The organism is Diaphorobacter nitroreducens, assembly GCF_002214645.1.
GTDB lineage: Bacteria > Pseudomonadota > Gammaproteobacteria > Burkholderiales > Burkholderiaceae_C > Diaphorobacter > Diaphorobacter nitroreducens.
Genome location: NZ_CP016278.1, coordinates 334,629 through 359,141, shown reverse-complemented (window position 1 = coordinate 359,141; position 24,513 = coordinate 334,629). Strand labels below are relative to the sequence as shown.

25 protein-coding genes are annotated in these 24,513 nt (G+C 67.3%); 10 read left to right on the top strand and 15 right to left on the bottom strand.

The annotated features are described in order from the left end of the window. The first annotated feature begins 170 nt into the window (after window positions 1–170). The gene (locus BA022_RS01625; protein ID WP_011806137.1) at window positions 171–563 is read left to right on the top strand and encodes a universal stress protein; all 393 of its coding nucleotides are present in this window, start codon (window positions 171–173) and stop codon (window positions 561–563) included. Window positions 564–651: 88 nt separating this feature from the next. On the opposite strand, the gene ppk2 is transcribed toward BA022_RS01625, so the two are convergent. The 3 genes from ppk2 to murJ all read right to left on the bottom strand — a co-directional run bounded on the left by ppk2 (window position 652) and on the right by murJ (window position 4,101). Continuing rightward, window positions 652–1,566 carry a polyphosphate kinase 2 gene (gene ppk2, locus BA022_RS01620; protein ID WP_011806138.1) on the bottom strand — a complete coding sequence of 305 codons (915 nt, stop codon included), beginning with the start codon at window positions 1,564–1,566 and terminating at the stop codon, window positions 652–654. Window positions 1,567–1,673: 107 nt separating this feature from the next. Next, complete coding sequence (locus BA022_RS01615) at window positions 1,674–2,522, bottom strand: SirB1 family protein (RefSeq protein ID WP_088886357.1); 849 nt, start codon at window positions 2,520–2,522, stop codon at window positions 1,674–1,676. 13 nt (window positions 2,523–2,535) lie between these two features. Beyond that, window positions 2,536–4,101 carry a murein biosynthesis integral membrane protein MurJ gene (murJ, locus tag BA022_RS01610; RefSeq protein WP_088888485.1) on the bottom strand — a complete coding sequence of 522 codons (1,566 nt, stop codon included), beginning with the start codon at window positions 4,099–4,101 and terminating at the stop codon, window positions 2,536–2,538. A gap of 104 nt (window positions 4,102–4,205) precedes the next feature. Here murJ and rpsT point away from each other — a divergent pair, with 104 nt between their 5' ends. Then, window positions 4,206–4,508: a 30S ribosomal protein S20 gene (rpsT, locus tag BA022_RS01605; protein WP_011806141.1), complete on the top strand. Its 303-nt coding sequence runs from the start codon at window positions 4,206–4,208 to the stop codon at window positions 4,506–4,508. A gap of 178 nt (window positions 4,509–4,686) precedes the next feature. Here rpsT and BA022_RS01600 read toward each other — a convergent pair whose 3' ends face one another. Then, the gene (locus BA022_RS01600; protein ID WP_011806142.1) at window positions 4,687–5,001 is read right to left on the bottom strand and encodes a DUF3579 domain-containing protein; all 315 of its coding nucleotides are present in this window, start codon (window positions 4,999–5,001) and stop codon (window positions 4,687–4,689) included. Window positions 5,002–5,235: 234 nt separating this feature from the next. Between BA022_RS01600 and BA022_RS01595 the strand changes: the two genes are divergently transcribed. The 4 genes from BA022_RS01595 (at window position 5,236) to BA022_RS01585 (ending at window position 8,054) form a co-directional block, all read left to right on the top strand. Continuing rightward, a complete protein-coding gene (locus tag BA022_RS01595; RefSeq protein ID WP_088886356.1) occupies window positions 5,236–6,432 on the top strand; it encodes an aspartate aminotransferase family protein in 1,197 nt (398 codons plus the stop codon). 16 nt (window positions 6,433–6,448) lie between these two features. Then, window positions 6,449–7,366, top strand: a complete 918-nt coding sequence (gene argF / locus BA022_RS01590) for an ornithine carbamoyltransferase (protein WP_011806144.1) — start codon at window positions 6,449–6,451, stop codon at window positions 7,364–7,366. Window positions 7,367–7,386: 20 nt separating this feature from the next. Next, window positions 7,387–7,560 carry a hypothetical protein gene (locus BA022_RS19260; RefSeq protein WP_187305998.1) on the top strand — a complete coding sequence of 58 codons (174 nt, stop codon included), beginning with the start codon at window positions 7,387–7,389 and terminating at the stop codon, window positions 7,558–7,560. Between the two features lie 143 nt (window positions 7,561–7,703). Then, the gene (locus BA022_RS01585) at window positions 7,704–8,054 is read left to right on the top strand and encodes a YkgJ family cysteine cluster protein (protein ID WP_015913815.1); all 351 of its coding nucleotides are present in this window, start codon (window positions 7,704–7,706) and stop codon (window positions 8,052–8,054) included. Between the two features lie 131 nt (window positions 8,055–8,185). Here the strand turns inward: BA022_RS01585 and BA022_RS01580 are convergent, their stop codons facing one another. The 3 genes from BA022_RS01580 to BA022_RS01570 are packed head-to-tail and all read right to left on the bottom strand — an operon-like array spanning window position 8,186 to window position 10,599. Continuing rightward, on the bottom strand, window positions 8,186–8,383 hold the full coding sequence (locus BA022_RS01580; protein WP_011806146.1) for a hypothetical protein: 198 nt from the start codon (window positions 8,381–8,383) through the stop codon (window positions 8,186–8,188). Between the two features lie 24 nt (window positions 8,384–8,407). Then, window positions 8,408–10,309: a ferrous iron transporter B gene (gene feoB, locus BA022_RS01575; RefSeq protein WP_088886355.1), complete on the bottom strand. Its 1,902-nt coding sequence runs from the start codon at window positions 10,307–10,309 to the stop codon at window positions 8,408–8,410. Further along, complete coding sequence (locus BA022_RS01570) at window positions 10,306–10,599, bottom strand: FeoA family protein (RefSeq protein WP_015913817.1); 294 nt, start codon at window positions 10,597–10,599, stop codon at window positions 10,306–10,308. The genes feoB and BA022_RS01570 overlap by 4 nt, the downstream gene beginning before the upstream one ends. A gap of 117 nt (window positions 10,600–10,716) precedes the next feature. On the opposite strand from BA022_RS01570, the gene BA022_RS01565 reads away from it, so the two are divergent. After that, window positions 10,717–11,043 (top strand): YkgJ family cysteine cluster protein, encoded by a 327-nt coding sequence (locus tag BA022_RS01565; RefSeq protein WP_088886354.1) that lies wholly within the window; start codon window positions 10,717–10,719, stop codon window positions 11,041–11,043. Window positions 11,044–11,061: 18 nt separating this feature from the next. Here the strand turns inward: BA022_RS01565 and BA022_RS01560 are convergent, their stop codons facing one another. Then, on the bottom strand, window positions 11,062–11,529 hold the full coding sequence (locus tag BA022_RS01560; protein WP_088886353.1) for an Lrp/AsnC family transcriptional regulator: 468 nt from the start codon (window positions 11,527–11,529) through the stop codon (window positions 11,062–11,064). Window positions 11,530–11,623: 94 nt separating this feature from the next. Here BA022_RS01560 and kynB point away from each other — a divergent pair, with 94 nt between their 5' ends. The 3 genes from kynB (at window position 11,624) to kynA (ending at window position 14,553) form a co-directional block, all read left to right on the top strand. After that, a complete protein-coding gene (gene kynB, locus BA022_RS01555; protein ID WP_418236106.1) occupies window positions 11,624–12,301 on the top strand; it encodes an arylformamidase in 678 nt (225 codons plus the stop codon). A gap of 66 nt (window positions 12,302–12,367) precedes the next feature. Continuing rightward, complete coding sequence (gene kynU / locus BA022_RS01550; RefSeq protein WP_088886352.1) at window positions 12,368–13,681, top strand: kynureninase; 1,314 nt, start codon at window positions 12,368–12,370, stop codon at window positions 13,679–13,681. A gap of 2 nt (window positions 13,682–13,683) precedes the next feature. Beyond that, the gene (gene kynA / locus BA022_RS01545) at window positions 13,684–14,553 is read left to right on the top strand and encodes a tryptophan 2,3-dioxygenase (RefSeq protein ID WP_088886351.1); all 870 of its coding nucleotides are present in this window, start codon (window positions 13,684–13,686) and stop codon (window positions 14,551–14,553) included. A gap of 118 nt (window positions 14,554–14,671) precedes the next feature. Here the strand turns inward: kynA and BA022_RS01540 are convergent, their stop codons facing one another. The 7 genes from BA022_RS01540 to BA022_RS01510 all read right to left on the bottom strand — a co-directional run bounded on the left by BA022_RS01540 (window position 14,672) and on the right by BA022_RS01510 (window position 24,496). Further along, entirely contained in the window at window positions 14,672–17,116 is a 2,445-nt protein-coding gene (locus tag BA022_RS01540) for a penicillin acylase family protein (protein WP_088886350.1), read from the bottom strand. 123 nt (window positions 17,117–17,239) lie between these two features. Beyond that, window positions 17,240–18,292 carry an adenosine deaminase gene (locus BA022_RS01535; RefSeq protein WP_088886349.1) on the bottom strand — a complete coding sequence of 351 codons (1,053 nt, stop codon included), beginning with the start codon at window positions 18,290–18,292 and terminating at the stop codon, window positions 17,240–17,242. A gap of 204 nt (window positions 18,293–18,496) precedes the next feature. Continuing rightward, a complete protein-coding gene (locus BA022_RS01530; RefSeq protein ID WP_047351071.1) occupies window positions 18,497–19,651 on the bottom strand; it encodes a BMP family ABC transporter substrate-binding protein in 1,155 nt (384 codons plus the stop codon). A gap of 84 nt (window positions 19,652–19,735) precedes the next feature. After that, complete coding sequence (locus BA022_RS01525; RefSeq protein WP_088886348.1) at window positions 19,736–20,884, bottom strand: BMP family ABC transporter substrate-binding protein; 1,149 nt, start codon at window positions 20,882–20,884, stop codon at window positions 19,736–19,738. 30 nt (window positions 20,885–20,914) lie between these two features. After that, window positions 20,915–21,835, bottom strand: a complete 921-nt coding sequence (locus BA022_RS01520) for an ABC transporter permease (protein WP_015913827.1) — start codon at window positions 21,833–21,835, stop codon at window positions 20,915–20,917. Continuing rightward, a complete protein-coding gene (locus tag BA022_RS01515; protein ID WP_088886347.1) occupies window positions 21,835–22,908 on the bottom strand; it encodes an ABC transporter permease in 1,074 nt (357 codons plus the stop codon). Before BA022_RS01515 ends, BA022_RS01520 begins: the two co-directional genes overlap by 1 nt. Then, entirely contained in the window at window positions 22,895–24,496 is a 1,602-nt protein-coding gene (locus BA022_RS01510; RefSeq protein WP_088886346.1) for an ABC transporter ATP-binding protein, read from the bottom strand. Before BA022_RS01510 ends, BA022_RS01515 begins: the two co-directional genes overlap by 14 nt. Window positions 24,497–24,513 lie beyond the last annotated feature (17 nt).

Genomic DNA, 24,513 nt, shown 5'->3' with positions numbered 1-24,513 from the left:
GGCTTTTTCACCCCCAAACCCTCTTCCCGCGTCCGGCGCGGCGCCTGGCCCTCATCGCGCGCCCCGCACCCGGGATGACACTCGCCAACGCCTGCGATGTTGGGCTATTCTGGCGGCTGGCGCGCAGTGCGCCAGACACATCGTCATCACAGCTATAAGGGAGACTTTGCATGACCATTCTCGTCGCCTACGTTCCACGCCCCGAAGGCCGGGCCGCGCTGGACAAGGGCATCGAAATCGCCACCCGTCGCAATGAACGCCTGGTCGTCGTCAACGCCGGCCCCGGCGGGCGCCAGGAAGACCCCAGCATCGTCAACGGCTACGAGGCCGAACGTGTGGAGGAGCGCCTGGCCACGCTGCCGATCGAGGCCGAGTTCAAGCAGTTCGTGCGCGGCAAGAGCACCATCGAGGAGATCGAGGAAATGGTCGCGGCGCTGCAGGTATCCGTGCTGGTGATCGGCCTGCGCAAACGCTCGCCCGTCGGCAAGCTGCTGCTGGGCAGCATGGCACAGGAGATCCTGCTCAACGTCGATTGCCCGGTATTGGCCGTCAAGGCCGCTTAAAGGCACGTCCGAGCGCCCCAAGGCGCTCGGCTCCCCCGGCCTCCGCTTGCCTTGGCGTAGACAGGATCACCCGCCCAATCGTCAATCGTCAGTACCGCTCGGGCACGATCATGCTGCCGGGTGTGGGCTGGCGCAGGTAGTCCGGGTGGCGCACGCGGTCGGGCAGCACCACCTCGGTATGCGGCACATCGGCATACGGCAGCTGCTCCAGCAAGTGGGCGATGCAGTTGAGGCGCGCTTTCTTCTTGTCCACCGCCTGCACCACCCACCAGGGGGCCTCGGGGATGTGGGTGCGCTCCAGCATCGCCTCCTTGGCCTTGGTGTATTCCTCCCAGCGCACGCGGCTCTCCAGGTCCATGGGGCTCAGTTTCCACTGCTTGAGCGGGTCGTGGATGCGCCCCAGGAACCGCAGGTGCTGCTCCTCGTCGGAGATCGAGAACCAGTACTTGATGAGCCGGATGCCTGAGCGCACGAGCATCTTCTCGAACTCCGGCACGCTGCGGAAGAACTCCTCGTACTCCTCCTCCGTGCAAAAGCCCATCACTTTCTCGACGCCCGCGCGGTTGTACCAGCTGCGGTCAAAGAGCACGATCTCGCCTGCCGCAGGCAGGTGCGCCACATAGCGCTGGAAGTACCACTGCGTGCGCTCGCGGTCATTGGGCGCAGGTAGCGCCGCCACGCGCACCACGCGCGGGTTCAACCGTTGGGTAATGCGCTTGATCACCCCGCCCTTGCCGGCGGCGTCGCGCCCCTCGAAGATCACCACCACCTTCTGCCTTGAGTGCTGCACCCAGTCCTGCAGCTTGACCAGCTCGCCCTGCAGGCGGAACAGCTCCCGGAAATATTGCTGGCGTGCCAGCCGGTCCACGGGCGCCTGCAGGCCGTGCTCATCGAAGGCGCGGTCCTCGATCTCCAGCTCCAACTCCTCGTCATAGCCGTCGGCCAGATCGTCGGCGATGCGTTCCATGAGTTCGTGGGAATTGATCTCGGATATGTGCGGCATGACTGGGACCTTCTCGGCAGGCAGAAGATGGTGACAACTCTTCGTGTCCAGCACATGACATGGTGCACTTTTGCCATGTTTTTGTCACATGGCACGCTTGGCCTGGATCAGAAACGGCGCAGTTCTTTCACGCGCTGTGCGATCGCATGGGCATCTTCGGCATCCGCAGCGTGGGCCAGATAGGTCTCCAGGTTCTCCAGCGCTTGCAGGGATGCGCCGCTCTCCGCATACGCCAGGCCGCGGTCGCGCCACTCGCTCCAGGCATCGGGCAGCAACACGATGAGCCGGTCCTGCACCGCCACCAGGCGACTCCAGTCCTGGCGCGCGCGGTGGATTTCCTTCAGATTGCGCAGCATGCGCGCAAGAATGTCCCGCTCCGTGGCGGCCTGCAGATACAGGCCCAGCGGAGCTTCGTCCTCCAGCGGTCCGTGTCCGCGGCGAAAAGGTTCCAGCCGCTCGCCCAGCGCTTCGCGCGAGAGGGAAAGCCCCGTCATCGGGTCCATCACAACCTGGCCCGTGGGCATGAGCACCTTGACCAGGAAATGCCCGGGAAAGGCCACCCCGTGCGCACGCAGGCCCACCCCCTGCGCCAGCTCCAGCCACAGCACCGCCAGCGAGATGGGAATGCCGCGCCGCTTCTCCAGCACGACGTGCAAATAGCTGTTGCCCGGCGCGTAGTAGTCGTTGAGATTGCCCGCAAAGCCCAGTTCGCCAAAGAAGAACTGGTTGAGCAGATTGAGCCGCAGCAGCGGTTCGGCATCCTGCGCAATGCGCCGCTGCAGCCGCGCCTGCAGGCGGTCCATCTCGTCCAGGAACTGCTGCACATCCAGGCGCGGATATTCGTCCTGCGCGATGCAGGCCGCCGACTCCAGCAACGCGATGGCGCCGCCCTGCGGCACCTGGACCAGCGACGCGAAATACTCCAGCGGCGTGGGAACGGAATAGCTCAACGCCATGCGCCCTCTCCCTTCAGCGGCGCAACAGCTGGCGCAGCTTGAGCCCGCAGGCCCACAGCGCGCCAAAGTACAGCGCAGCCGATGCGGCGAGCAGCAGCGCCAGCAGTCCCGCACGCTGCAAGCTGTGCGCCCGCAGCGCCAGCCAGTCGAAGTGGTGGGAGGCCCAGAGCAGGAACACGGCCAGCAACGCACTGGCGGCAATCACCTGCAGCGCAAACCGGCCCCAGCCTTCGCGCGGGCGAAAGCTTCCCCGCCGCAGCAGCCCCGTGAGCAGCCACAGGGCGTTGATGAGCGCACCCAGGCCAATCGACAGCGCCAGCCCAGCATGCGCCAGCAGGGGCACCAGCGCGGCATTCATGATCTGCGTGGCCACCAGCACCACGATGGCGATGCGCACGGGCGTGCGGATATCCTGGCTGGCGTAGTAACCCGGCGCCAGCACCTTGATGGCCACCAGGCCCAGCAACCCCGCTCCATAGCCTGCCAGCGCCACGGAGATCTGCCGTACGTCGCCGTCGTTCAGCGCACCATGGTGGAACAGCGTGGCCACCAGCGGCGTTGCGAAGGTCAGCAGTCCCACGGCGCAGGGTACGGCCAGCAGCACCACGATGCGCAGCCCCCAGTCCAACATGGTCGAGTAGCGTTCACCATCCCCCGCAGCCTTGGCGGCCGACAACTGCGGCGTGAGCACCACGCCCAGCGCCACACCCAGCAGGGCCGTGGGAAATTCCATGAGGCGGTCGGCATAAAACAGCCATGTCACGCTGCCCGGCGTGAGATAGGACGCGATCTGCGTGTTGATCATCAGCGAGATCTGTGCCACCCCCACGCCCAGCAACGCCGGCGCCATCAGGGTAAGAATGCGGCGCACGCCTGGGTCCTGCCAGGCACTGCGTACCCTGCCCCAGGTCATGCCGATGCGGGGCAGCAGCCCCAGGCGGCGCAATGCGGGCAATTGCACCGCCAGTTGCAGCACCCCGCCACCCATCACCCCGCCCACCATGGCGTAGATGGGCTCTATGCCCCGCGCCGCCAGTTGTGGCGCGCCCAGCCAAGCGGCCGCGATCATGCACAGATTCAGCAGCACGGGTGTGGCGGCCGGCACGCCAAAGCGCTTCCAGGTGTTGAGCACGCCCGCAGAAAGGGCCACCAGCGACATGAATCCAATGTAGGGGAACATCCAGCGCGTCATGAACACGGCGGCGTCGAACCCCTCCGGACTCTGGCGCAACCCGCTGGCCAGCGCCCACACGAGCAGCGGCGCTCCTACCACCCCCAACACGCAGGTCAGCAGCAGCGCCCAGAACAGCGCCGTGGCCACGGCGTTCACGAGTGCATGGGTGTCCTCATCGCCATGCTGCGCCTTGTGCGCGGCCAGCACGGGCACGAAGGCCTGGCTGAACGCCCCTTCGGCGAACAAGCGGCGAAACAGGTTGGGAATGCGAAAAGCGACGTTGAAAGCGTCTGTCAGAACGTTGGCCCCGAACATCGAGGCCATGAGCAGATCACGCACCAGGCCCGTCACGCGGGAGGCCAGGGTCAACAGCGATACGGTGGAAGCGGCTTTGAACAGGGACACCGGCGCAAGTGTATGCGTTTGGCGCCGCGCCACGCCCGAAATGGCGGCTGCGCTATAATGGCCGGCTTTGCTGACAACATCCTCAGACACAAGGAACACATACCATGGCATCTGGAAAGCCAAAGAAAAAGAACCCCCGCCTGGCATCGGGCCGCAAGCGCGCCCGCCAAGGCCTCAAGCTGAACGCAGCCAACACCTCGCTGCGCTCCAAGTACCGCACCGCCGTCAAGAACGTCGAGAAGGCTGTTCTGGCCGGTGACAAGACCAAGGCAACCGAGTTGTTCGCCAAGGCCCAGTCCGTGCTGGACACCATCGCCGACAAGGGCATCTTCCACAAGAACAAGGCAGCTCGCGACAAGAGCCGCCTGTCCGCCAAGGTGAAAGCCTTGGCTCTGGCAGCCGCCTAAATTCACCGCCTGCCCCGCGCAGGCCAACAGCCCGGGTGGCTCGCCACCCGCCGTTTGTAACGGGTGCGCTGTCAGCAAAGCAGAGAAACCGCCTCCGGGCGGTTTTTTTGTGCCCGGCGCTGCTCGGCACAGCACCCCGGAGGCACACACGCCCACCCAAAAGAAAAGGCCTGTATTGTCAGGCCTTGGGATCGGGGAGCAGGCAGGCTTCAACGACCTGCAAGTTGTTGTCTCTGGCAAAGTTGAGCACGAAGTCCCACGCCATGGGCTCGTGCGCCTGCAGGTCGCGGTGGACCACCACGCACTTCACTCCGTTCATGCTGGTAGGAATGCACCAGGGGGAGTAGTTCAGGTGGCTGCCAGGCACGGCACCGCCGGGGCGGAACTGGCTCATGACCCCCGCCAGGCGCTCGGCCCAGTCGCTGGGCCGAAAGGTCCTCCCTTCGAGGGTAATGCCTTGGATGAAGACTTCTTTGGAGGAGGGAGCAACCATCGGGTTCGGGTCGTGTAAGGGGCGCCGACCTTGTGCGTCGGCGTGGCACGGATTCTAACTCTTATATAAGAGCTACCCTCCAATGCCCCAGCACCGCCTGCCAGCATTGAACGCAAGCGCAGCGCATGACTGTGATGCGCAATCTTCAATGGTGCGCGCGGGGGCAGCCCCTAGAATCGCATTTCCCTTTTTGGGGCTGTTCCCCGTTTCCCTCTCTTGTCAGGAGATGTCCGCATGACCGCATTTGTCGAGGCTGCCTCGCCCCACGTGATGAACACCTATGGCCGCGTACCCATCGCGCTGGAGCGAGGCCAGGGCGTGCGTGTGTGGGACGTGAACGGCAAGCAGTACCTCGACGGACTGGGCGGCATCGCCGTGAATACGCTGGGCCACAACCATCCCAAGCTGGTGCCGGCGCTGCAGGACCAGATCGCCAAGCTGATCCACACCTCCAACTACTACCATGTGCCGGGTCAGGAAAAGCTGGCCCAGCTGCTGACCGAGCGCGCGCACATGACCAACGTGTTCTTCTGCAGCACCGGCCTGGAGGCCAACGAGGCTGCCATCAAGATCGCGCGCAAGTACGGCGTGGACAAGGGCATCGAAAAACCCGTGATCGTGGTCTACGACCATGCCTTCCACGGGCGCTCCATCGCCACCATGACCGCCACCGGCAACCCCAAGGTGCGCAACGGCTTCGGCCCGCTGCTGGAGGGCTTCCTGCGCGTGGCGCCCAATGACATCGAGGCGCTGCAGGAGGCCACCGAAGGCAACGCCAACATCGTCGCCGTGATGATGGAGCCCATCCAGGGCGAAGGTGGCCTGCATCCCATGCGCGCCGACTACCTGCAGCAGGTGCGCGCACTGTGCGACGCCAACGGCTGGCTGCTGATGCTTGACGAGGTGCAGGCCGGCATGGGCCGCACCGGCAAGTGGTTTGCCCACCAGTGGGCCGGCATTGTCCCGGACGTGATGACGCTGGCCAAGGGCCTGGGCTCGGGCGTTCCCGTGGGCGCAGTGCTGGCGCACGGCGCCGCCGCGCAGGTGCTCAAGCCGGGCAACCACGGCTCCACCTTCGGCGGCAACCCGCTCGCCATGCGCGCGGGCGTGGAAACCATCCGCATCATGGAAGAAGACGGCCTGCTGCAGAACGCCGCGGACGTGGGCGCCCACCTGAAGGCCGAGTTGCAGCGCGCACTGGGTGAGACCGCTGGCGTGAACGAAGTCCGCGGCCAGGGCCTGATCATCGGGATGGAGCTGGACCGCCCCTGCGGCGTGCTGATCGATCGCGCGGCCGAGGCCGGCCTGCTGCTGTCGGTGACCGCCGAGCGCGTGATCCGCCTGGTGCCCGCGCTCACCCTCACGCGCGCAGAGGCCGACGAGATCGTCGCCCTGCTCACACCCCTGGTGCAGACCTTCCTGTCTGAATGAAGAAGATCGACCGCGTATGAAGCACTACCTGCAATTCACCGACTTCACCGCCGACGAATACAACTACCTGTTCTCGCGCGCCGCCATCATCAAGGGCAAGTTCAAGAGCTACGAGAAGTACCACCCGCTAGCCGACCGCACCCTGGCCATGATCTTCGAGAAGGCCAGCACCCGCACGCGTGTGAGCTTCGAGGCAGGCATGTACCAGCTGGGCGGCAGCGTGGTGCACCTGACCACGGGCGACAGCCAGTTGGGCCGCGCCGAGCCCATCGAGGACAGCGCGCGCGTGATCAGCCGCATGACCGACCTGGTGATGATCCGCACCTTCGGCCACGACAAGATCGAGCGCTTCGCCGAATACTCGCGCGTGCCCGTCATCAACGGCCTGACCAACGAGTTCCATCCTTGCCAGATCATGGCGGACCTGTTCACCTACATCGAGCACCGCGGCTCGATCGCGGGCAAGGTCGTCGCCTGGGTGGGCGACGGCAACAACATGGCCAACACCTGGCTGCAGGCGGCCGATCTGCTGGGCTTCACCGTGCACGTGAGCACCCCCGGCGGCTACGAGGTGGACGAGAAGCTCGCCTTCGGCGGCAAGCCCCACCGCGCGGGCTGCTACAAGGTCTTTGCCGATCCCATGGATGCCTGCCGCGGCGCCGACCTGGTGACCACCGACGTGTGGACCAGCATGGGCTACGAGGCCGAGAACGAAGCGCGCCGCAAGGCCTTCGCCGACTGGTGCGTGGACGCCGAGATGATGGCCGTGGCCAAGCCCGATGCGCTGTTCATGCACTGCCTGCCCGCGCACCGCGGCGAGGAGGTCATGGCCGACGTGATCGACGGCCCCCAGTCCGTCGTCTGGGACGAGGCGGAAAACAGGATGCACGTGCAGAAGGCACTCATGGAATACCTGCTGCTCGGCCGCGTCTAAACCCATCCCGCATCCCACCCATGGCCCCCGCGCAACTCCACCCCACGCGCCCGGGCCATCCACCCTGCCCCGCCCGCCAGCGCCCGCTGGCGCCTGAACTGTACGCGGCCGCCCGGCGCATGGCGGCACGCGTGCATGCGCTGCAGGTGCGCATTCATACCTTCTACCTGAAGTTCCTCCAGGGCCACACCTAGCGGCCCGGTTCTGCGCGGCAGGCGCCCCAGCGCATGCCCGCCCTCCCATCGCTCCCCCTGATCGCCCGCGATCCCCGGTGCCGGCTGCGCGTCGCACCTGGGATGGGGCCCGTTGCCGATGCACCAGAACCCGAGGAACCTGCATGTCCGTCCCCGTCCACCCCTGCCTGCACTGCGGTGCATGCTGCCAGAACTACCGCGTGGAGTTCTCCGTCTATGAACTGCAGTCCATGGGCGGGCGCGTGCCCGACGCCCTGGCCCATGAGGCCGGAGGCAACCGCTACCGCATGAACGGCACCGAGCGCCACCCCGTGCGCTGCGTGGCACTGGCCGACCTGGGCAACGGCTGCATCGGCTGCGGCATCTACGACCAGCGTCCCCAGCCGTGCCGCGACTTTCCGTTCGCCTCCTACGGTTGCCACGACACGCGCGCCAAGCTGGGCCTGCCGCCGTTGACGGAGGGCGACACGCAGGAGTGGCCGCAGGCCGCTTGAAGTGGTTCTTCAAAAAGAAGAGCTGCTGGCGCTTGCCAGGCAATGATTTCAGATAGTTTTGATACTGAAACCTTTGCCTGGCAAGCGCTAGCAGCTATGCTTTTAGGCCCGCGACCGGGGCTGTCCCGGCTTCAGGGCTTGCGTGCCGGCGCGCAGCGGTCTCCGGCGCAGGCATTGCAGCCCCCGCAACTGCTGCCGGTCTTGGCCATGGGCGCCAGTGCCGGGTGCACGCGCGCGGCGCGGGCGCGCCAGCGCTGTGGCAGCCAGCGCCACAGCAGCGCCAGGGCGGCCACGGCCACGATCACGGCGGTGAGAATGTCTTGCCACATGGTTCTGCTCCTTGGTGACTGTTTTCAACCACCGCCCAGCGCCAGGGCCACGCGGTAGGTGATGAAGCTGGCCGCATAGGCCAGTGCGAAGAGATAGCCCGTCATGACGAGCGGCCAGCGCCAGCCGTTGGTCTCGCGGCGCACGGCGGCGATGGTGGAGACGCACTGCGGCGCGAAGATGAACCACACCAGCAGCGACAGCGCCGTGGCCAGCGACCATTGCGCCGCCAGCATGGGTGCGAGCTGCGCGGCCGTGTCGTCGGCCGAAGCGGCAATCGCGTACACCGTGCCCAGGGCGCTCACCGCCACCTCGCGCGCGGCCATGCCGGGCACCAGGGCGATGCTGATCTGCCAATTGAAGCCGATGGGCGCAAAGATCACCTCCAGCGCGGCGCCGATGCGCCCGGCGAAGCTGTATTCGATGGCCGGCCCCGTGGCGTCGGCCGGCGGCGCGGGGTACGACGACAGGAACCACAGCAGGATGGTGACCAGCAGGATGATGCCGCCCACGCGGCGCAGGAAGATGCCCGCGCGCTCCCACAGCCCCAGCGCCAGGTTGCGCACGCTGGGCCAGCGATAGGCGGGCAGCTCCATCAGCAGCGGCGTGGCGCCGTCGCTGCGCCGCGCGAGCCGCGCAACGGCCGCCACGGCCATGGCGCTCACGATTCCGCCCAGGTACAGCGCGAACAGCACCAGCCCCTGCAGGTTGAACAGCCCCGCCACCGTGCGATCGGGGATGAAGGCCGCGATGAGCAGCGCGTACACCGGCAGGCGGGCCGAACAGGTCATCAGCGGCGCGATGAGGATGGTGACGAGCCGGTCGCGCCAGTCCGGAATGGAGCGCGTGGCCATGATGCCCGGCACCGCGCAGGCGAAGCTGGACAGCAGCGGGATGAACGAGCGTCCCGACAGGCCGACGGTGCCCATCACGCGGTCCAGCAGGAAGGCCGCGCGCGGCAGGTAGCCGGATTCCTCCAGCGCCAGGATGAAGAAGAACAGGATCAGGATCTGCGGCAGGAACACCAGCACCCCGCCTGCGCCGGCGATCACGCCGTCGGCCAGCAGGCTGCGCAGCGGCCCCTCGGCCATGTGGGCGTTCAGCCATTCGGCCACGGCGGCCGTGGCGCCTTCGATCCAGCCCATGGGCACCTCTGCCCAACTGAACACGGCCTGGAACATCAGGAACAGCGTCACCGCCAGCAGCAGCATGCCCCACAGCGGGTGCAGCACCACGGCGTCGATGCGGTCGTCGCGCTGCAGGCGCAGCGCGGGCTCGCGCACGGCCAGCCCCATGATGCGGCGCACTTCCTGGTGCAATTGCTGCACGCGCTGCGGGCGGTCTTCCTCCAGCGCATTGACGGGCGGTGGCGCCTGCGTGCCCACGGCGGCGCCGCGGGCGGCCTGCGGGGTGGCCGTGTCCAGCCACTGCAGCAGCTCGCGCGCCCCGTCGGCGCGCACGCCCACGGTGGTCACCACGGGCAGGCCCAGTTCGCGCGCCAGGACTTCGCGTTCGATCTGGATGCCCTGCTGCTGCGCCATATCACTCATGTTCAGCACCAGCACCATGGGCAGGCCCAGGTCGCGCGCCTCCAGCACCAGGCGCAGGTTCAGGCGCAGGTGCGTGGCATCGGTCACGCAGACCAGCAGCTCGGGCATGGCCTCTCCTGGGCGGCGGCCGGTGACCACATCGCGGGTGACGGCCTCGTCCAGGCTCTGCGCGTGCAGGCTGTAGGCGCCGGGCAGGTCCAGCACGCGCACGCGCCGGCCGCTGGCGGTGGTGAACAGGCCTTCCTTGCGCTCCACCGTGACGCCCGCGTAGTTGGCCACCTTCTGGCGTGCGCCGGTCAGCACATTGAACAGCGCCGTCTTGCCGCAGTTGGGGTTGCCCAGCAGCGCGATGTGCAGGGGAGATGCCGCCGTGCTCATGCCGCGGCCTCCAGCGCATCCACACGCACCTGCACCAGGGCCGCCTCATGGCGGCGCAGGGCAAAAGTGGCCTGGCCCACGCGAACGGCCAGGGGGTCGGCCGCGGGAAAGCCCCGGGCAATCACGCGCACGGGCTCGCCCGGCAGGAAACCGATCTCCATCAGGCGCAGCACCATGGCCTGCGACCGGCCATCCTGCGCTGGCAGCAGCCCGGCAACCGTGGCCGGCACGCCATGCGGCAAGGTGTCCAGCCCCCGCGGCTGCGCGGCGTCATTCCCCGTGTGAAGCATGTTGTATTGCAGTCAATGAATAAAAGTAATTCTCATTCTAATGGAACTGCACGCTGCTGGATTGATGCACATCAGGACCTGTGGCGCGTCACAATGACACCCCCTGCGACGCACGCCATGACCACTCTTCACCCCTGCCTGACCTGTGGCGCCTGCTGCGCCAGCTTTCGCGTGGACTTCTCGGTGCACGAGACGGAGGAATTGGGCGGCTGCGTTCCCGATGGGCTGGTGGTGCCGGTCACGGACGACACCGCGCGCATGCGCGGCACGGACCATGCGCAGCCGCGCTGCGCGGCCCTCACGGGCCAGGTGGGCCAGCGCGCGGCCTGCGGCATCTACGAGTGGCGCCCCTCGCCCTGCCGCGAATTCGAAGCCGGCAGCGCTGCCTGCAACCGCGCGCGCCAGCGCCACCATCTGCCGGCGCTGGACGGGCTGGTGCTCTGAACGCCGCAGGACCCGCTTTCACACGGGCAACCCGCCGATGCGCCCCTTGAACTCCTGCAGCGAAAAATAGGTCTGCACCTGGCGCACGCCCGGCAGGCGGTGCAGGCGCCGCTGCAGCAGTTCGGAATACGCGTCCAGGTCGGTCGTCACGATCACCAGCAGGAAGTCCGCGGGGCCCGAGATGCCGTGGAACAGCACCACCTCGGGAATGGCGCACACCGCCTCCTCGAACGCCACGGACAGCGCCTCCGTCTGGTGGTCGATGCCCACCATCACGAAAGCCATCACACCCAGCCCCACCGCACGCCGGTCCAGCTGCGCGTGGTAGCCGCGCACTACACCGGCGTCCTCCAGCCGCTTCACGCGCCGCCAGCAGGGCGACTGCGACAGGTGCGCCATTTCGGCCAGTTCGCCGGAGGTCAGGCGGGCGTTGTCCTGCAGCGCGCGCAGCAGCTGGCGGTCGGTACGGTCGATCTCGGCTTGCATGATTTAACCCAAAAATGTCTCTGTGAGAATGGATTATCCAAATGAGTCACCCATCAGGGATAAACCATTTACCCACCCCTCCGCCGCGCATAGCATGCGCGGCATGACCGCCACCTCCACGCCATCGCCCGCGCTGTGGGACATCTCTGCCCCCGTGCATGCGGGTAGCCCGGTGTTCCCGGGCGATACACCCTACCAGCAGCAGTGGAGCGCCACACTGGGCCCCGGCTGCCCGGTGAACGTGAGCGCACTCACGCTCTCGCCCCACGTGGGCACGCACGCGGACGCGCCCCTGCACTACGCAGCGGACGGCGCAGCCATCGGCGCCGTGCCGCTGGAAGCCTTCATCGGCCCCTGCCGTGTGGTGCATGCGCTGGACTGCGGGCCGCTCATCGAATGGACCCACATTGCCCATGCGATGACGGGCACTTTGCCGCCGCGGGTGCTGGTGCGCACCTACGCCCGCATGCCCGTGGACCGCTGGGACGCGGGCCTCACGGCCTACGCGCCCGACACCATCGAGCGCCTGGCCGACGCCGGCGTAGTGCTCGTGGGCATCGACACCGCCAGCATCGACCCCGCCGACAGCAAGCCGCTGCCCAGCCACCAGGTGATCCGCCGGCGTGGCCTGCGCGTGCTGGAGAACCTGGTGCTGGACGATGTGCCCGAGGGCGACTACGAACTCATCGCACTGCCGCTCAAGCTCACCACGGCCGACGCATCGCCCGTGCGCGCCGTGCTGCGTGCGTTGCCGCCGCGCGCTGACCATTAGGCCGTTTTGGCCTCTAACGCTCATGCAGCAAGCGCTAACAGCTACTTTATTAATAGCAAAAACCACATGACTACCTTGCAAGAGTGCCGCACACGCGATGCGCAGGACCCGCTGCGCAGCCTGCGCGACCATTTCAGCCTGCCCGAGGGCGTGATCTACCTGGACGGCAATTCCCTGGGCGCCCTGCCCCGCGCCACGCCGGCGCGCGTGGCCCAAGTAGTGCAGCAGGAATGGGGACAGGACCTCATCACCTCGTGGAACAAGGCCGGCTGGGTCAGCCTGCCGCAGCGCCTGGGCAACCAGTTCGCTCCCTGGATCGGCGCGGGGCCGGACCAGGTGGTATTCACCGACACCGCCTCGGTCAACCTGTACAAGGTGCTGTCGGCTGCCGCGCGCGTGGCCCGCACGGACCACCCAGGTCGCACCCAGCTCGTCAGCGAGCGCAGCAACTTCCCCACCGACCTGTACATCGCCCAGTCCGTGTGCCAGGAGTACGGACTGGAGTTGGTGCTGGTGGAGCCCGAGGAAATCGCCACGCGGCTGACGCCCCAGGTCGCCGTCCTGCTGCTCACCCACGTGAACTACCGCACCGGCGCCATGCACGACATGGCCGCCGTGACCGCGCAGGCGCACGCCCACGGCATTCTGTGCGTCTGGGACCTGTGCCACAGCGCGGGCGCCGTGCCCGTGCACCTGCTGGACGCGAATGCCGACTATGCGGTGGGCTGCAGCTACAAGTACCTGAATGGCGGCCCTGGCGCGCCCGCCTTCGTGTGGGTGCACCCGCGCCTGGCGGACCGCCCGGATGCGACATTTGCGCAGCCGCTGTCGGGCTGGTTCGGCCATGCCGCGCCCTTCGCCTTCACGCCCGACTACCAGCCCGCACCGGGTATCGCACGCTACCTCTGCGGCACGCAGCCCATCGTGAGCCTGTCGGCCCTGCAGTGCGGGCTGGACATCTTTACCGCCGCCGAGCCTCTGGGCGGCATGGCGGCGCTGCGCGCCAAGTCGCTCGCACTGACCGATCTGTTCATCGCGCTGGTCGAGGAGCACTGCGCCGGCCACGGCCTGGAACTGGCCACGCCGCGCGATCATGCGGCGCGCGGTTCGCAGGTGTGCCTGACACGCGGCGACGGCCTGGGCGTTCAGGGCGTCGGCAGCGGGGCCTACGCCATCGTGCAGGCCCTGATCGCACGCGGCGTGGTCGGCGACTTCCGCAAGGGCGACGGCGGCAAGCACCTGGACATCCTGCGCTTTGGCTTCACGCCGCTGTATGTCGGATTTGAAGACGTGTGGAATGCCGTGCAGCACCTGCGCCAGGTGCTGGAATCCGGCGAATGGCGCAAGCCCGAGTTCAACCACCTCAACGCAGTGACCTGACCATGACCTGCCCCCACCACCCCAGCGCATCCTCCGGCGCCACCGAAGCCATCGTGCGCCAGGAGGGCGCACAGCTCGACTTCAGCCACAGCATGAGCTATGGCGACTACCTGCAGTTGGACAGCGTGCTGGGCGCGCAAAAGCCCCTCTCGCCCGCGCACGACGAGATGCTGTTCATCGTGCAGCACCAGACCAGCGAGCTGTGGATGAAGCTCATGCTGCATGAGCTGCACGCGGCCATCGCCCATATCGCGCGTGACGAGTTGCCGCCCGCTTTCAAGATGCTGGCGCGCGTGTCCAAGATCCTCGAGCAGCTGGTGCACGCCTGGGATGTGCTGGCCACCATGACGCCGCCCGAGTACACCGCCATGCGCCCGTACCTGGGCCAGTCCAGCGGGTTCCAAAGCTACCAATACCGGTGCATCGAGTTCGCCATGGGCAACAAGAACCGCGCCATGCTGCAGCCCCATGCCCACCACCCCGAGCGCCTGGCCCAGGTGCAGGCGGCATACGAGGCGCCCTCGCTCTACGACGAAGCACTGCGCCTGCTGGCGCGCCGCGGCCTGCCCGTGCCGGCCAGCCATACCGAGCGCGACTGGCGCCAGCCCTACGAGGCCAGCGAAGCCGTGGAACAGGCCTGGCTGACCGTGTACCGCGATCCACAAAGGTATTGGGACCTGTACCAGCTGGGCGAGGAGCTCACCGACCTGGAAGATGCCTTCCGCCTCTGGCGCTTTCGCCACGTGACCACGGTGGAACGCGTGATCGGGTTCAAGCGTGGCACCGGCGGCACCGGCGGCGTGAGCTACCTGCGCAAGATGCTGGACGTGGTGCTGTTCCCCGAGATCTGGCGGCTGCGCACCGCGCTGTGAACTGCCGCCTCCCCGCCGCTCCATGAACAAAGGCCCCGCATGGCGGGGCCTTTGCACGGGGGGTCATCCCGGCCAGTGCGCATGGCACCGGCGCGCCGTTGCGCGCCGTTGCGCGCCGTTACTTGGCGCTGGCGGAGACGGTGGTCGTCCGGTAGTCCGGGTGGCCCGTGATCTCGGACTCCGAGAACGGCATGCGCACCCACTGCTTGGCGCTGTAGGCCTTGGTGTAGTCGCCGAAATGCGGCGACGCCGGGTCGTCGGACAGTGAGAACGTCAGGAAGGTATGGGCCTGCACGCCGCTGGAGGGGAAGCTCACCACCTGCATGTATGAGTTGCCATGCGGCTGCCCGTCCATGCTGTAGCCGCCCGCCGTGATGTCGTTCTCGGAACAGGTGATGGTGAAGTAGCCCACGCCACCACAGCCGCCGTACAGCGGCAATTTGGCACCGCCCTTCGTGGCAAACAGCACTTCGCCGCGCGGTGCATCCAGCGCAAACCCGCTCTGCCCCACGCGGCTGATGGCCGTGGCCATGGCCTGGCGCAGCGCGGTCACGGCGGCCACGTTGATCCCGCGCGGGGTGTTCAGCGGGTCGGCCGCGTCAAAGGGCACCGAGTACAACCCCGTGGTGGGCACGCGGGTCCAGAACTCGTCCCACAGATGGGAGCCCCGGGACTCCTTGTTCCCGCGGTTGTCCCACGCACGCAGCGTGGCGCAGGCCTGCGTGGCGTCCACCGTGGCACCGTTCACCATCCATTGCGAGGGCGTGCAGATCAGCGTCAGGATCTCGTCCTTGAACCGCTCGGCCGAGAACACGCGGCTGTTCAGCACCATGTCGCGCACGATGGCGGCGCTGGCCTTGTTGCCGGTGTAGCCGTCGGTGCCGGCCAGCCGTTCCAGGGCCATGGTGTGGCCCAGGCGCGTGCGCAACGTCAACGCCGCCGTGCCCGCGGGACCGAAGATGGCCGGGTATCCCGTGAGCGGGGCATTCGCGTTGGACAGCCAGTAGCTGTCGTTCATGTTGCCCACATAGTCCTCACGCAACAGGCTGGGCATGCGCGACGGGCCGATGGCGCCCTTTTGCTTGGAGTCCGCATCGGTCTGCCAGTCGCAGGCGCTGCGCGAGCCGTCGAAGAACGGCACGTTGGGCAGCGCCGCACCCACGGCCGCGCCGAACGGCGTGGTGCACGCGGCCACCTGCTCGGGCGACACGTTGGGCACCGCGCCGATGTCCGCGTACCAGACCCGCGCGCTGCCACGCCCCACGGCCACCGTGTTGACCCATGGAATCGCGGACTCTTCCTTCTGGATGGCCATGAACTCATCCAGCGAACGCGCCTGGTTCCAGCGCATCCAGTTGCGGAAGGTGCGGAAGTTCTCGCCGTTGATGTCACGGATGGCGAAGGCCGTGCTCTGGCTCCAGGCCAGAGCGGGGTTGAGCCCCGCCAGGTTGACCAACGGCCCGTACTCGGAGGTGTACAGCGTGCGCGTCACATCGCTCAGCGTGCCGTCGGCATTGCGGCTGGCCACGGTGATGCTGCGCGGCGCCATCTTGACCGGCTGGCCATCACGCAGGTAGGTGGTGGGGTCGCCCGACTGCAGCTGCAGTTGGAAGAAGCCGAAGCGCCGCGCCGTGGAGACCGTGTGGCTCCAGGCGATGTTGTCGTTGAAGCCGATCAGCACCAGCGGCACGCCCAGGAATCCGACGCCGCTGACGTTCACCTGATTGTCGATCGTGACCTGGGCCTGGTAGAACCGGTCCGGCCCCTTCCAGTACCAGTGGGGGTTGCCGAACATCACGCCGCTGGACTCGCCCGTGGCTGCCGGCGCAAAGCCATACATGTTGCTGCCGATGCCCGCGTCACCGCCCACCTGCAGGGCGGGAGGTGTGGTCAGGCTCTGGTCCAGGGACGGGGCGGTCTGCGCGTCTTGCGCCGCGCCGGCCTTGGCTGCGGCAGGGGCGACGGCATTGGCGATGGCCTCCACGAAATTGCTGTACCCCCCCGCCAGGTTGGCCGCGTACATGCGGCGCCAGACGTCCTCCTGCGTGATGGGCTGCACCCATGCCTCGCTGCGGCAGGCGGCGTGGGCCGTCCCTTTCTTGGCAACGTCCACGTACTGGTTGTAGCCGGCCACGAAGCCCTCGACCATCTGCCGCAGATTCTCGGGCTGCGCCGCGGCCATCTTCTGCACCACGTCGGCGGAGATCACATGGCGGTGGAAGAAGTCCGAGTCGATGTTGCGCGGGCGTCCGATGGTGCTGTTGTAGACCAGCTGTGCGCTGCCGCCAAAGTAGCGCGAGCGCTCGCCCCGGTAGGTGAGGAAGGCATCCGCCAGCGTGCACAGGTTGTCCTGCGCCTGGACATACCCCATACCGAAGCCCCCGCCGGCCCAGTTGGAGGCCTTGATGTGCGGCACGCCCATCGCGGTGCGGCGGATCTCCGCCTGGTACGCCAGCGGCGCGTCGTCCGCATCGTCGTTGCCCCCGCAGCCGGCCAGCAGGGCCAGGACCGCCGTCGCCAACAGCGCGCGTGGCGCCGCAGCACGAGTCACTCTCTCTTGCATGCGTTGTCTCCTTTGTTGTGGTGCACCCCTGCCGGTCCCCCGGCCCGGGCCAACGCAGGATAGACGCAACGCAGCGGAATGCCTAGCACCCGGCTGCGCGCGAGCAACACGCCCCGCGGTGCCTCAGTCGTTCTCCGTGAACTGCTCGAAGCACTCCTTGAGCCGGTGGTGCCATGCGCGCTTGTCGGCTTCGGCGGCAAAGCTGGCCTCGAAGCTGTTCCAGGCCAACTGGTAGGCATGGCGCGCCGTGAGCGCCGGCACCGCCGCGAAGAGCTGCGTGAAGTTGTCGTTGACGTAACCGCCGAAATAGGCGGGATCGTCGGAGTTCACGGTCACCGCCAGCCCCGCCTCCAGCAACTGCAGCAGGTTGTGATCGGCCAGGCGCGGGAACACGCACAGCTTCAGGTTGGACAAGGGGCACACGGTGAGCGGTATGCGCTCATTGGCCAGTCGGCGCATCAGCGCCGGGTCGTGAACGGCCTGCACGCCGTGGTCGATACGCTCGGCCTGCAGCACGTCCAACGCGCTCCAGATATAGGCCGGCGGACCCTCTTCACCCGCATGGGCCACCACATGCAGGCCCAGGGCGCGGCAGCGCTCGAACACGCGGGCGAACTTCTCGGGCGGGTGGCCTCGCTCGCTACTGTCCAGCCCCACGCCGACGATGCGGTCCAGCAGCGGCAGGGCCTGCTCCAGCGTGGCGAGGGCATCCTCCTCGCTCAGGTGCCGCAGAAAGCACAGGATGAGCGACGCAGACAGGCCGTGGCTGCTGCGCGCGTCCGCGCAGGCACGGTGCAGCCCGTTGATCACGGTCTCGATGTGCACGCCCCGCGCGGTGTGCGTCTGCGGGTCGAAGAAGATTTCCGCATGCGCTACGTTATCCATAGCTGCTCGCGCAAGATAGGCGCGTGCCATGTCGTAAAAATCCTGCTCATGCAGCAGCACGCTGGCGCCTGCGTAATAGATGTCCAGGAAGCTCTGCAGATCGGTGAAGGCGTAGGCACGGCGCAGTTCTTCCACGCTGGCGTAGGGCAGCGGCACACCGTTGCGTTGTGCCAGCGCGAAGATCATCTCTGGCTCGAGCGAGCCCTCGATGTGGATGTGCAGTTCGGCCTTGGGCATGGCCCTCAGCAGGCCGGGCAGGCGTTCGGCGGGAATGGGCGGGACCTTGAACATCGGCAGGCTCCAAAAAATGAGGCCGCAACCTACGGGACATCGCGGCGGTAGGGCGATGATGCCTTGTCGGCGCCCATGTGCAACACCTCCCGGCCCGCAACGGCGGGCATGGCCATACCGACAAAAAAGCCACCCCGAAGGGTGGCTCGTTGTACCGGGCGGACGATCTCCGCAAAGAAAGCCGCCTGGTGCGGCAATGGCCGCTTATTTCTTGTCGCCGCCGGGCACCTGGCCCTCCACGCCCTTGACGTAGAAGCTGATGCTGGTGAGGAATTTGTCATCAGCCACTGCGCCCTGGTCGAGGACGGTCTTGCCCGCGTTGTCCACGATGGGGCCCTTCCAGATCACGAAGCTGCCATCCTTCAGGCCGTTCTTGGCCGCATCGACCTTGGCCTTGGCCTCGGCGGGCACGTCCTCGGCGATGGAGACGAGGTCGATCGCGCCTTCCTTCACACCCCACCAGTGCTGACCGGTGGTCCAGGTGCCTTCCAGCACGTCCTTGGTGGCCTTGGTGTAGTACGGAGCCCAGTTGATGATGGCCGACGCCAGGTGGGCCTTGGGGCCGTACGCCGTCATGTCGCTGTCCCAGCCGAAGGCGCGCTTGCCCTTTTCCTGGGCGGTCTTGAGAACGGCGGGCGAGTCGGTGTTCTGGAACAGCACGTCGGCGCCGCCATTGATCAGCGAAGTGGCGGCTTCGGTCTCCTTCGGCGGGCTGAACCACTCGTTGACCCAGACCACCTTGGTCTTGATCTGCGGGTTCACGCTCTGCGCGCCCAGCGTGAAGCTGTTGATGTTGCGGATCACCTCGGGAATCGGCACCGAGCCCACCACGCCCAGCGTATTGGTCTTGGTCATGGCGCCCGCGATGATGCCCGCGAGGTACGCGCCCTCGTAGGTGCGGCTGTCGTAGATGCGCGTGTTGTCGCTGGTCTTGTAGCCGGTGGCGTGCTCGAACTTCACGTCCTTGAACTCGGCGCCCAGCTTCTGGATCACGTCCATGTAGCCGAACGTGGTGCCGAAGATCAGCTTGTTGCCCTGCGTGACCATGTCGCGCAGCACGCGCTCGGCGTCTGGGCCTTCGGGCACGCTTTCCACGTACGACGTCTGGATCTTGTCGCCGAACTCGGCCTCCAGCTTCTTGCGCGCCTGGTCATGCGCGTAGGACCAGCCGCCATCGCCCACAGGTCCCACGTAAGCGAAGGCGATCTTCAGCGGACCGGCCGCAGCCGCTGGTGCCGCAGCCGGCGCGGGGGCCGCCGGAGCCGGCTCCTCCTTCTTGCCGCAGGCCACCAAAGCGGTGGCGGCGACGGCCGTCAGTGCAGCCATCTGGAACAGGGAACGTTTGCGCAGATCAGTCATGGTTTTTCTTTCGTCGGAATGTGAAAGCGGACCCAGGTTTCAAAGCAAAAGGCGCGCCCATCCTGAGGGGCGCGCCCGTGTTTGTCACTTGCCGTCGGTGCCGGGCACCTTGCCCTCCACGCCGGCCACGTAGAAATTGATGCCGGAGAGGAACTTCAGGTCGCCCACCGTGCCGGCGGCCAGCACTTCCTTGCCAGTGTTGTCCTTGATGGGACCGGTCCAGACGGCAAAGCTGCCGTCCTGCATGCCTGCCTTGGCCTTGGCCACGCGGTCCTTGATCTCCTGCGGCACGTCGTCAGCAATCTTCAAGAGGTCGATCGCCCCCTCCTTCACACCCCACCAGTGCGCGCCGCCCTGCCACTTGCCGGCCAGCGTGTCCTCGACCACCTTGGTGTAGTAGGGCGTCCAGTCGATCACGGCCGAGCCCAGGTGCGCCTTGGGCGCATAGGCGCTCATGTCGCCGTCCTTGCCGAAGGCGCGCGCGCCGCGCTCCTCTGCCGCCTTGAGCACTGCCGGCGAGTTGGTGTTCTGGTACATCACGTCCACGCCGCCGTTGAGCAGCGATGCGGCGGCCTCGGCCTCCTTGGGCGGGCTGAACCATTCATTGACCCACACCACCTTGGCCTTGATCGACGGGTCCACGCTCTGCGCGCCCAGCACGAAGCTGTTGATGTTGCGCACCACTTCGGGGATCGGCACGGACGCCACCACCCCCACGGTCTTGGTCTTGCTCATGCCGCCCGCCACGATGCCGGCCAGGTATGCACCTTCAAAGGTCTTGGTGTCGTAGGTGGCCACGTTGTCGGCCTGCTTGTAGCCAGTGGCGTGCTCGAACTTCACGTCCTTCAGGTCGGCCGCAACTTTCTGCACGAACTCCTGGTAGCCGAAGCTCGTGGCAAAGATCAGCTTGTTGCCCTGGCCTGCCATGTCGCGCATCACGCGCTCGGCGTCGGCGCTCTCGGGCACGCTCTCCACGAACGAGGTCTCGATGCGGTCGCCGAACTTCTCCTGGATCGCCTTGCGGCCCAGCTCATGCTGGTAGGTCCAGCCGCCATCGCCGATGGGGCTCACGTACATGAAACCGATCTTCAGCTTGTCGGCCGCGGGGGCGGCGGCCGGTGCCGGTGCGGCGGCAGGCGCCTCTTCCTTCTTGCCGCAGGCCGCCAGCGTGGCGAGGGCCACAGCCGACAGGGCCACAGCCTTTAAAAGGGATCGTTTGTTCAGTACGTTCATTGCGATGGGTTTTATGGATGGAAAATGGGGTCAGCTGCCCGGATGGAACGGCTTTCCGAGCGCGGCCGGCATGTTCGCACGAATCCAGGCCGGGTTGCGCGAAATGAGGACCAGTACCACGATGGTCGCCACGTAGGGCAGCATGGACAGCAACTGGCTGGCCACCTGCACGCCCGTGGCCTGCAGGTGGAACTGCAGCATGGTCACGCCGCCGAACAGGTAGGCGCCCAGCAGCACGCGCGCGGGCCGCCAGGTGGCGAAAGTGGTCAGCGCCAGCGCGATCCAGCCGCGCCCGGCCACCATGCCCTCCACCCACAGCGGCGTGTACACGGTGGAGATGTAGGCGCCCGCCAGCCCGCACAGCGCACCGCCCGCCGCCACGGCTCCCAGGCGAATGCCGCGCACGGGGTAGCCGAGCGCGTGGGCGGATTCGGGCGACTCGCCCACTGAGCGCAGCACCAGGCCGGCGCGCGTGCGGTAGAGGAACCACACCATGAGCGCCACCAGCACCACGGTCAGATAGACCAGCGGGTGCAACCTGAACAGCGCCTGGCCCACCACCGGCAGATCGCCCAACACCGGCCAGGCGAACTTGGGCGTGTCCGGCAGCTTGGCCTGCACATAGCCGATGCCCACGAAGGCCGAGAAGCCCACGCCAAACAGGCTCAGGGCCAAGCCGGTGGCGTACTGGTTGGTGTTGAACCAGATCACCAGCACGCCGAACAGCGCCGCCAGCACCGCGCCGGCCGCCATGCCCGCGAGCAGCCCCAGCGTGAAGCTGCCCGTGTGCACCACGGTGGCAAACGCGGCGATGGCCGCGCACAGCATCATGCCCTCGGCCCCCAGGTTGACGATGCCGGCCTTCTCGTTGATCAGCAGGCCCAGCGCGGCGATGGCCAGCACCGTGCCGGCGCTCAGCGTGCTGCCCAGCAGCAATGCGTACGATTCCATCACGCGCGCCCTCCCCTGGCACCCACCCACCGCACGCGGTAGGCAATCAAGGTGTCACACGCCAGCAGCGTGAACAGCAGCAGGCCCTGGAACACGCCCGTGAGGGACTTCGGCAACCCCATGCGCGACTGCGCCAGTTCGCCGCCGATGTAGAACATGCTCATCAGCAGCGCCGACAGCACCATGCCCACCGGATGCAGCCGCCCTACGAAGGCCACGATGATGGCCGCAAAACCATAGCCCGCCGGTACATACGGCGTGAGCTGGCCGATGGGTCCGGCCACTTCCAGCGCCCCCGCCAGGCCCGCCAGGCCGCCGGAGATCAGCAGCGCCGTCCACAGCGCGCGCCGCGACGAAAAGCCCGCGTAGCGCGCCGCCGCCGGCGCCAGCCCGCCTACCTGCAGCGCGAAGCCCGCGCGCATGCGGAACAGAAACACCCACAGCAGCGCCGCACCCAGCAGCGCCAGCGGCAGCCCGATGGTCACGCGCGAGCCCGTGAACAGCTTGGGCATCTGCGTGACGGGCTCGAACATCTTGGTCTGCGGGAAGTTGAAGCCCATCGGGTCCTTCCAGGGGCCGTACACCAGATAGCCCAGCACCAGCGTCGCCACGTACACCAGCATCAGGCTGACCAGGATCTCATTGGCATTGAAGCGGTCGCGCAGCAGCGCCGTGATGCCCGCCCACGCCATGCCCCCCAGCACTCCAGCAACCAGGATGGCAGGCACGATCCACGGACCGGTGGCCTTGTCGGCCAGCAGTGCCACGCCGCCCGCAGCCACGGCGCCGATCACGAACTGCCCCTCCGCGCCAATGTTCCAGACATTGGAGCGAAAACACACCGCCAGCCCCAGCGCGATGAGCAGCAACGGCGTGGCTTTCACGGCCAATTCGCCCAACGCATAGGGCGACTTGATCGGCTCCCAGAAGAACACCTGCAGCCCGCGCACCGGGTCCTTGCCCAGGGCCGCAAACAGCAGTACGCCGATCAGCACCGTGATCGCCAGCGCAAGCAGCGGCGAGCCAAAAACGAACAGGCGCGACGCCTCGGGGCGCGCCTCAAGCTTGAGCATGGCCGGCCTCCTCGGGTGCGCTGGTCGCGCGCAGGTGCGCCTGCACCTCGGCGTGCCACAGGCCGCTCATCCATTCGCCGATGCGCTCCACCGTCGCCTCGGCGCGTGGCACGGACGGCGACAGATGCCCCTTGGCCAGCACGTGCAGCCGGTCACAGATTTCGAACAATTCGTCCAACTCCTCGCTGAGCACCAGCACGGCACAGCCCTGGTCGCGCAGCTTCAATATCTCGCCGCGGATCTGCGCGGCCGCGCCCACGTCCACGCCCCAGGTGGGCTGCGAGACGATGAGCAGACGCGGGCCGGCGTCGATCTCGCGCCCCACGATGAATTTCTGCAGGTTGCCGCCCGACAGCGACTTGGCCGCCGCATTCGGCCCGCCCGCCTTGACCTGGAAGCGCGCGATGATGGCGCGCGCCTGCGCCTGCAGCTGCCCCATGCGCAGCCAGCCGAAAGCGCCCACCGCGTCGGTGCGGGTCAGCAGCAGGTTGTGCGCCAGCCCCATGCTGGGCACGGCGCCGCGGCCCAGGCGCTCTTCGGGCACGAAGTGCAGGCCCAGCGCGCGGCGCTGGCGCGGGTTCATGCGGCCGACGGGCACCAGCCCCTGCGGCCCCGCCACCTGCACCATGGCGGGCGCGGCGCGCTGGTCCTCGCCCGACAGGGCGTAGAGCAGCTCTTTCTGCCCATTGCCCGAGATGCCGGCAATGCCCACCACCTCGCCCACGCGCACCTCCAGGTCGATGTCGATGAGCGGCACGCCGAAGGGGTCGGCCGCCGGCAGGCTCAAGGAACTGGCGCGCAGCGCCACCCCGCCCGTGGTCACCTCACGGTGCGCCAGGGCCGGCGGCTCGGCGCCGATCATCATGCGCGACAGCGACGCGTTGGACTCCTGCGAAGGGTCGCACACGCCCGTGACCACCCCGCCGCGCATCACCGTGCAGGCCGTGCACAGCGCGCGGATTTCGTGCAGCTTGTGGCTGATGTAGAGAATGCTGCAGCCCTCGCTGGCCAGTTGCTTGAGCACCACGAAGAGCTTGTCCACCGCCTGCGGCGTGAGCACCGAGGTGGGTTCGTCCAGGATCAGCAGCTTGGGCTGCGTGAGCAGCGCGCGGATGATCTCCACGCGCTGCATCTCGCCCACGGAGAGCGTGTGCACGGGCCGCAGCGGGTCGATACCCAGGCCGTACTCGGAGGCCGTGGCACGGATGCGGCGCTCCACCTCGGCCAGCGGCACGCTCTTGTCCTGGCCCAGCCAGACGTTCTCGGCCACGGTCAGGGTGTCGAACAGGCTGAAATGCTGGAACACCATGGCAATGCCCAGCTGGCGCGCCTCCTGCGGATTGCGCACCTGCACCGGGCGGCCGTCGAACAGCATCTGGCCCTCGTCGGGCTTCACGGCGCCGTAGATGATCTTCATCAGCGTGGACTTGCCGGCGCCGTTCTCGCCCAGCACCGCATGCACCTCGCCGGGCTGCACCGTGAGCGATACGCCATCGTTGGCCACCACGGCCGGGTATCGCTTGGTGATGCCCGTCAGCTGCAGCCGCGGCGCGCCGTTGGCGGGGGCAGAAGGGGGTGAGGGATTCATCCTGCGATTGTCTCCTA

Bases quoted from the DNA above. Each gene is read 5' to 3' on its own strand.
- BA022_RS01580 (WP_011806146.1), bottom strand. From the start codon at position 8,383: ATGTGGCAAGACATTCTCACCGCCGTGATCGTGGCCGTGGCCGCCCTG.
- BA022_RS01540 (WP_088886350.1), bottom strand. From the start codon at position 17,116: ATGCAAGAGAGAGTGACTCGTGCTGCGGCGCCACGCGCGCTGTTGGCG.
- kynB (WP_418236106.1), top strand. From the start codon at position 11,624: ATGCGCGGCATGACCGCCACCTCCACGCCATCGCCCGCGCTGTGGGAC.
- BA022_RS19260 (WP_187305998.1), top strand. From the start codon at position 7,387: ATGGCCCCCGCGCAACTCCACCCCACGCGCCCGGGCCATCCACCCTGC.
- argF (WP_011806144.1), top strand. From the start codon at position 6,449: ATGAAGCACTACCTGCAATTCACCGACTTCACCGCCGACGAATACAAC.
- feoB (WP_088886355.1), bottom strand. From the start codon at position 10,309: ATGAGCACGGCGGCATCTCCCCTGCACATCGCGCTGCTGGGCAACCCC.
- BA022_RS01570 (WP_015913817.1), bottom strand. From the start codon at position 10,599: ATGCTTCACACGGGGAATGACGCCGCGCAGCCGCGGGGGCTGGACACC.
- BA022_RS01560 (WP_088886353.1), bottom strand. From the start codon at position 11,529: ATGCAAGCCGAGATCGACCGTACCGACCGCCAGCTGCTGCGCGCGCTG.
- BA022_RS01535 (WP_088886349.1), bottom strand. From the start codon at position 18,292: ATGTTCAAGGTCCCGCCCATTCCCGCCGAACGCCTGCCCGGCCTGCTG.
- BA022_RS01565 (WP_088886354.1), top strand. From the start codon at position 10,717: ATGACCACTCTTCACCCCTGCCTGACCTGTGGCGCCTGCTGCGCCAGC.
- BA022_RS01530 (WP_047351071.1), bottom strand. From the start codon at position 19,651: ATGACTGATCTGCGCAAACGTTCCCTGTTCCAGATGGCTGCACTGACG.
- kynU (WP_088886352.1), top strand. From the start codon at position 12,368: ATGACTACCTTGCAAGAGTGCCGCACACGCGATGCGCAGGACCCGCTG.
- BA022_RS01615 (WP_088886357.1), bottom strand. From the start codon at position 2,522: ATGGCGTTGAGCTATTCCGTTCCCACGCCGCTGGAGTATTTCGCGTCG.
- BA022_RS01515 (WP_088886347.1), bottom strand. From the start codon at position 22,908: ATGCTCAAGCTTGAGGCGCGCCCCGAGGCGTCGCGCCTGTTCGTTTTT.
- BA022_RS01585 (WP_015913815.1), top strand. From the start codon at position 7,704: ATGTCCGTCCCCGTCCACCCCTGCCTGCACTGCGGTGCATGCTGCCAG.
- ppk2 (WP_011806138.1), bottom strand. From the start codon at position 1,566: ATGCCGCACATATCCGAGATCAATTCCCACGAACTCATGGAACGCATC.
- BA022_RS01625 (WP_011806137.1), top strand. From the start codon at position 171: ATGACCATTCTCGTCGCCTACGTTCCACGCCCCGAAGGCCGGGCCGCG.
- BA022_RS01510 (WP_088886346.1), bottom strand. From the start codon at position 24,496: ATGAATCCCTCACCCCCTTCTGCCCCCGCCAACGGCGCGCCGCGGCTG.
- BA022_RS01600 (WP_011806142.1), bottom strand. From the start codon at position 5,001: ATGGTTGCTCCCTCCTCCAAAGAAGTCTTCATCCAAGGCATTACCCTC.
- BA022_RS01525 (WP_088886348.1), bottom strand. From the start codon at position 20,884: ATGAACGTACTGAACAAACGATCCCTTTTAAAGGCTGTGGCCCTGTCG.
- BA022_RS01520 (WP_015913827.1), bottom strand. From the start codon at position 21,835: ATGGAATCGTACGCATTGCTGCTGGGCAGCACGCTGAGCGCCGGCACG.
- BA022_RS01595 (WP_088886356.1), top strand. From the start codon at position 5,236: ATGACCGCATTTGTCGAGGCTGCCTCGCCCCACGTGATGAACACCTAT.
- rpsT (WP_011806141.1), top strand. From the start codon at position 4,206: ATGGCATCTGGAAAGCCAAAGAAAAAGAACCCCCGCCTGGCATCGGGC.
- kynA (WP_088886351.1), top strand. From the start codon at position 13,684: ATGACCTGCCCCCACCACCCCAGCGCATCCTCCGGCGCCACCGAAGCC.